The organism is Actinoalloteichus spitiensis RMV-1378 (assembly GCF_000239155.1).
Classification (GTDB): domain Bacteria; phylum Actinomycetota; class Actinomycetes; order Mycobacteriales; family Pseudonocardiaceae; genus Actinoalloteichus_B; species Actinoalloteichus_B spitiensis.
Genome location: NZ_AGVX02000149.1, coordinates 1 through 5,978 on the forward strand (window position 1 = coordinate 1; position 5,978 = coordinate 5,978).

3 protein-coding genes and 1 pseudogene are annotated in these 5,978 nt (G+C 74.4%); all 4 read left to right on the forward strand.

The features are described 5' to 3' along the window. The first annotated feature begins 150 nt into the window (after positions 1-150). Positions 151-1,377, forward strand: coding sequence for a nucleotide disphospho-sugar-binding domain-containing protein (locus ACTIDRAF_RS0207955; RefSeq protein ID WP_157162912.1), 1,227 nt, complete (start codon positions 151-153; stop codon positions 1,375-1,377). A gap of 510 nt (positions 1,378-1,887) precedes the next feature. Then, a pseudogene (locus ACTIDRAF_RS35535) lies at positions 1,888-2,094 on the forward strand (winged helix-turn-helix domain-containing protein); the annotation flags it as partial. 32 nt (positions 2,095-2,126) lie between these two features. Next, a complete protein-coding gene (locus ACTIDRAF_RS31865) occupies positions 2,127-4,781 on the forward strand; it encodes an ATP-binding protein (RefSeq protein WP_083886163.1) in 2,655 nt (884 codons plus the stop codon). A 383-nt stretch (positions 4,782-5,164) separates the two neighbouring features. Continuing rightward, positions 5,165-5,978: AfsR/SARP family transcriptional regulator (locus ACTIDRAF_RS27795; RefSeq protein WP_016698198.1), on the forward strand; the 814-nt coding region annotated here is incomplete at its 3' end.

The following is a 5,978-nucleotide window of genomic DNA, read 5'->3' on the forward strand; positions in this document are numbered from 1 at the left end:
GCGGCGGCCGCACCCGCCGGGCTCGGTCCTCCGGACCGCCCGGCCCGGGTGCGGGCGCGAGGAAGCGGTGCTTCCTCGACGTTCCCCTCCGCCCCACGCTGATCCCCTGGTCGTTCGCGGGGCGCGGCGTTGCCCCGCGACCCTGCCGTCGTGGAAGCTGAGACACCGTCGATGCGCATCCTCCTCACCTCACCGCCCGGAATCGGGCACGTGCTCCCCCTCGTCCCCCTCGCCTGGGCCGCGGAACTCGCCGGGCACGACGCCCTCCTCGCCTCGACGGGACCGGCGCTCGCGATGGCCATCCACTCCGGTCTGCGCTGCGCCGAGGTCTGCGGCACCGACATCGCCGACACCTTCCGCCGCAGCGCCGACCACGTCCAGTTCCCCCGCCCGCTGACCCGCGACGAGGTGCAGCTGGTCCTGGCCGGGTGGAGCAAGTACGCCGAGCCCCGCAGGGCACCGACCCTCTCGGCCGCCGAACGGCTCCTGTCCGGCACGGTCGAGCTGACCGCGGCGGTGGGCGAACGGATGATCGACGGACTGGTCGGCCTGGTCCACCGCTGGTCACCGGACGTCGTCGTGGCCACCAGCCAGATGCCGGCCGGGGTCCTGGCCGCCGAGATCACCCGGGTGCCGCTGGTCCTGCACCGCGCCGGCGTGGGCGGCCCGATGCCGGCGGCGGCACTGGCGTCCATGTCGAGCGCCCGGGCCCGCTACGGACTGCCCGACGGTGAGGTGGCCCCGACGGCCGTCGTCGACAGCTGCCCCGACAGCCTCCGCCCGACGGGCAGCGACGCCGGCGTTCCGCTGCGGTGGACCAGCCACACCGGCGGGGGCATGCTGCCCTCCTGGGCACTGACCACCCCGGCGCGGCCCCGGGTGTGCGTGACCGCCGGAGCGTCCCTGGCCGCCCCGGCCGCGGACCTGCTCTTCGGCGAGCTCGTCGGACGGCTGGGCCGGCGCGACGTCGAGGTCGTGCTGAGCACGAGCGGGGCCGACCTGTCGTCGTGGTCGCCGCTGCCCTCGAACGTGCGCGTCGCGAACTGGATCCCGCTGCCGGCCGTGCTGCCCTCCTGCTTGGCCCTCGTCCACCACGGGAGCACCTCGTCGACCTTCACCGCCCTCGCCGGCGGGGTCCCCCAGCTGGTCCTGCCACGGTCGCTGGAACAGCCGGTGAACGCGGCCTCGGTGGCGGCGCGCGGGGTGGGAGTCGCCTGCCCGTTGCTGCCGGACGCCGTCGACGAGGTCACGGCGGCCCTCGACCGCGTCCTGGACGACGACGCGTTGCGGGCCACCGCTCGGGAGGTGGCCGAGGAGATCGCCGCGCTGCCCGCACCGTCGCACGTGCTGAACCGGCTCTCGGAGTTTGTCCCGTAGTCCCACACCGCACGGTGCCCGAGGACGGGCCACCCGACGGCCGGGAGGAGGCGGGGCCTTCTCCCGGGACGGGAAGCGGCCTCGGAGGTGGGAGCGGCGAGGCCACCGAATTCGGTCGTCACTCCGGTCCCGATCGCCGGAGCTCCGCCGTGACCGCGCCGCCCAGGACCAACCGAAAACCTGACGATTTCCTGACAGGACGGCGGACGTCGCCCAGGAGTGGCACCGCGCTCCCCGATACCCACCCCACCAGTCGGGGAACGCGAATACGCACGGACCGTGACTCCCCGGCACCCTCCGCGGACGGGGCCCGCAACCGGAGTCGGTGTTGTCCCGAAAATCTCTGGAACCGCCTAATGAATGACTTAGGATCGGAGAATCCGGCGCGCGTGCCCCGCCAATCCGGAACGGGTGCGGCCGGGGAAACAGGCTCGACCGTTTGGGGGAATCCTGCGACTGGACGTGCTGGGGCCGCTGTCCCTGGTGGGTGACGACGGCGGTCAGATCGTCGTGCCACGCGGCAGGGCGGCGACGACCCTCGCGCTCCTGGCCGCTCGCCGTGGCCAGCCGACGCCCCGGGACCTCCTCGTGGACGTGCTGTGGGGCGACCACCCACCCCGCACCAGCGCGGCCAGCGTGCACAACTACGTCTCCACCGTGCGGGCCCTGCTGAACCGGGCGACCGAGTCCGGCGCCGGCCGCCTCCTCCTCACCCCGCAGGGCTACCGGCTCCTCCTCCGCCCCCCGGAGTGCGACCTCCTGGAGTTCGAACACCTGGTGAGCGCCGGCCGCGACGCCGCCGGCCACGGGGAACCCGCACGGGCCACCTGCGCCGGGCGCTGGGGCTGTGGCGCGGGGAACCCTTCCCCCAGTTGGCCGCCTCCCCCGGGGCCTGGTCCGATCCTCGGCTGCTCCGGGAGCTGCGGCAGTTGGCGCACGAGGACTGCCTGGAAGCCGAGATGTCACTGCGGCGTCCTACCGAGCTGGTGCCCGAGCTGCGGCAACTCGTCGAGGACGAACCGCTCAGCGAACGCCTCCGCGCGCTGTTGATGCGCGCGCTGGTCCTCGCCGGCGAGACCGCGGCCGCCCTCGCCGTCTTCCAGGACACCCGCGAGACCCTGGTGACCGCACTGGGCGTCGAACCCGGCAGGGAGCTGCGGGAGCTGCACGGCAGCATCCTGCGGGACGAGGTACCCCGTCCCCCTCTCCCGGCCGGCGGTGACACGGCGGAGGCGACCACCGCCGCACTCGACGGCCCCGGCGCCGAGAGCGACCCGTGGACGCCGCCGAGGCAGTTGCCCCGTGATCTGCCGGACTTCGTCGGGCGGGACGAGGTGCTGTCCCGGCTCCTGGCCCATGTCCCGTCGGCGCGGGCGGTGCCCGTCCTGGCGATCACGGGGGGACCGGGCACCGGCAAGACCGCGTTGGCCGTCCACGCCGCCCACCACCTCGTCCCCCGGTTCCCCGACGGACAGCTGTACCTGAACCTCGGCGGCGGGACCGAAAGACCGGTCCCGCCGGAGGACGCGCTGGCGGCCCTGTTGCGCAACCTCGGGGTGACCGACGCGTGCGTGCCCGGCGGGCTCGAACAACGCGCGGCCGCCTACCGCAGCCGGCTCGCCGGGCGTCGCGTGCTGGTCGTCCTCGACGACGCCGCCGACGTCGACCAGGTCACCCCGTTGTTGCCCGGGACCGCTGGCAGCGCCGTCCTGGTGACGGGCCGGCGACGGCTTCCCACGCTGCCCGCCGACTTCTCGTCCGTGCTCGGACCGTTCACCCCCGAGGAGTCCCTGCGGTTCCTCGCCCAGCTGCTCGGTGCCCAACGCGTCGAGGACGAGCCGGAGGCGGCGGCCCGCCTGGTGGAACTGTGCGGCGGTCTCCCGTTGGGGATCAGGATCATGCTGTCGCGGTTGGAGACCCGCCGTCACTGGTCGTTGGCCTCCCTCGTCACGAGGATGCGGGACGAGAGGCGGGTGCTCGACGAGTTCGACGCCGGGCACCTCAGCGTGCGGGCCAGCTTCACGCTGTCCTACACCGGGCTGGGTGCGGCCGAGCGTGTCCTGTTCCGGCGGTTCCCCCTCACCACCGCGCGCGAGCTGGCCCCCTGGGCGCTGGGCGCGCTGGCCGGCACCGGGACCCCGGACGACCCCCTCGACCACCTGATCCTCTCCCACCTGGTGGAGCCCGCCGAGGGGCCGCACGAGCGCTACCGGATGCACGACCTCGTCCGGGCCTTCGCCGCGGAACGCTGCGCCGAGGCGGACGGCCTCGTCGAGGAGGCGGCGAGTGAGGCGCGGACCGCGTTCCGGCGCCTGTTCGACACGGTCCACGCCCTGATCGACGCCGCGCACCGGAGGCTGCCGACCCCGGGGGGCTGGCCGCCGCCGTCCGGCACGCCTCCCGCCTGGCGCTCCGCCGCCGTGCCCGCAGAGTTGGCGGAGGACCCGATGTCCTGGCTGGTCGAGGAGGTCCCGACGCTGGTGCCCACCCTGGTGCGCGGGTGTGAGCTGGGGTGGGCGGCCGCGTCGTTGGACGCGGCGGAACGCCTGGCGCCGTTCCTGGGGTTCCGGCACCGCATGGACGAGACGCACCGGCTGTACGGTGCGGTCGCCTCCGGACTGACCGGTGACGACCGGCTGCTGGCCAGGGCGCGGTTCGGCCTGGCCCAGTCCGAGGTGATGGCCGGGCGCCTCGACTCCGCCTCGGTGCTGCTCGACGGGAGCGTCCGCCTGCTGGAGAACACCGACGACCACGACGCCCTCGCGCACACCCTGGTGCTGGCCAGCTTCTGCCACACCCACCACCAGGACTTCGACGTGGCGGAGCGGCTGGTGAAGCGGGCGTTGCGGGTGGCGGAGACCACCCGGGACCGGCACGCCCTGGTGCGGTCCCTGCGGCAGTGGGGCAACGTCCGGTTGAAGCGGGGCGACGACCGGACCGCCGTCCACCTCCTGGACCGGGCGCTCAGGCTGGTCGAGGGCCACGAGGAGCCGGACCTGGAGGCGATGGTGCTGAACACGCTGTCCAACGCCCTCATCGGACTCGGGGAACTCGACCGGGCGGACCGCCTGTGCCACCGCGCGGTGGCCCTGCTCGACGTGCTCGAACAACCGGTGGGACGCGCCTACGTGCGGGTGGCCCAGGTGGTGATCCGCGCCGAACGCGGCGACCACCTCGCGTCGCTGGCGCTCGCCCAGGATCTGCTCACCACCTTCCGCCAGTTCGGGGACCAGCGGGGCGAGGCCTACGTGCGGCACCGCATGGCCCTGGCCGAGTTGGCCCTGGGCCGGTCGGCGCGAGCCGTTCCGCTGCTGCGGGCGGCGGCGGCCCTCTACCAGGCGCTCCACATGCCGGCCAAAGTGGTCGAGGTGCGGTCCACCCTCGACTCGCTGACGCCGCGTTAGGGCACCACCCCGCCGTCGGCCGGGTGCGGGCCTCCCCTGCCCGCCGCCACCCCGGGCCGACCACCGCGCCGCACCCGCCGGATCCGGTCACGCCCGCCCACGGCCGCGCGCTCCCGCCCGGCACGCCGGCCACCGGGGTGGTCCCCGGGGTAGTCCCCGGTGGCCCCCCACCGAACCGGATGTTTCCCGGCAGTGGACGGTTCCTGTACCGTCAGGCCACGCACGTCCGGTGGTCGAAGGCCGGTCCTGGTCCCCGCCTCCCACGCCCACGCGCGGTGGTCGCCGCACTGAGCCCGGTGTTAGGGCTTTCTTAGCGCGCCGGGCGAGACTGGGCCGCCGCCCGCGCCGGACCGGTGACGCGGGCCTGTCCCACGGAGGCGGGATTGAGGTTCGGAATCCTGGGATCATTCGAGGTCGAGGACGACTCCGGCGAGGTTCGGACGCCCGGAGCGTCGAAACCACGCGTCCTGCTGGCACACCTGGTGACCAACGCCAACCGGGTGGTGTCGGTGGAACGGCTCATCGACCAGGTGTGGCGGCGGCAGCCGCCGAGGACGGCGCGGACCGCCCTGCACGTCTACGTGTCGAAGTTGCGGCGGCTCCTGGGCGGGACGTCCACCACGCCCGACGGGTCGATGCTGGTCACGCAGCCTCCGGGCTACCTGCTGCGCCTCGGCGGCGCGAGCCTGGACTCCCAGGTGTTCGACACCCTGCTGGCCACGGCCAGGACCCGCGCCGACCAGGGCCGGCTGTGCGAGGCCTCGCGGTTGATCGCCGACGCCCTCGGCCTCTGGCGGGGGCCAGCGCTGGCCGACGTCCGGTCGGCCGGGGGCCACCTGGAGAACGAGGCCCGCCGGCTGGACGAGGCGAGGATGACGGCGTACGAGCGCCGCGTCGAGATCGACCTCCAGCTCGACCGGCACGCCGATCTGGTCGGCGATCTCTACGCGGCCATCGCGGACCACCCGATGCGGGAGAGCCTGCACGAGTACCTCATGGTGGCGCTGCACCGCTCGGGCCGACCGGGCGAGGCACTGGAGGTCTACCGGGCGATCCGCCGTTCCCTCCAGGACACGCTGGGCTTGGAGCCGGGGCCCAGGCTGCAGCGGGTGCAACGGGCGGTGCTCACCAGGACTCCGGAGGAGCTCCACCACCACGGCGGCGGGGCGGGGGCGGGCCGTGGGTCGGGCGCCGCGC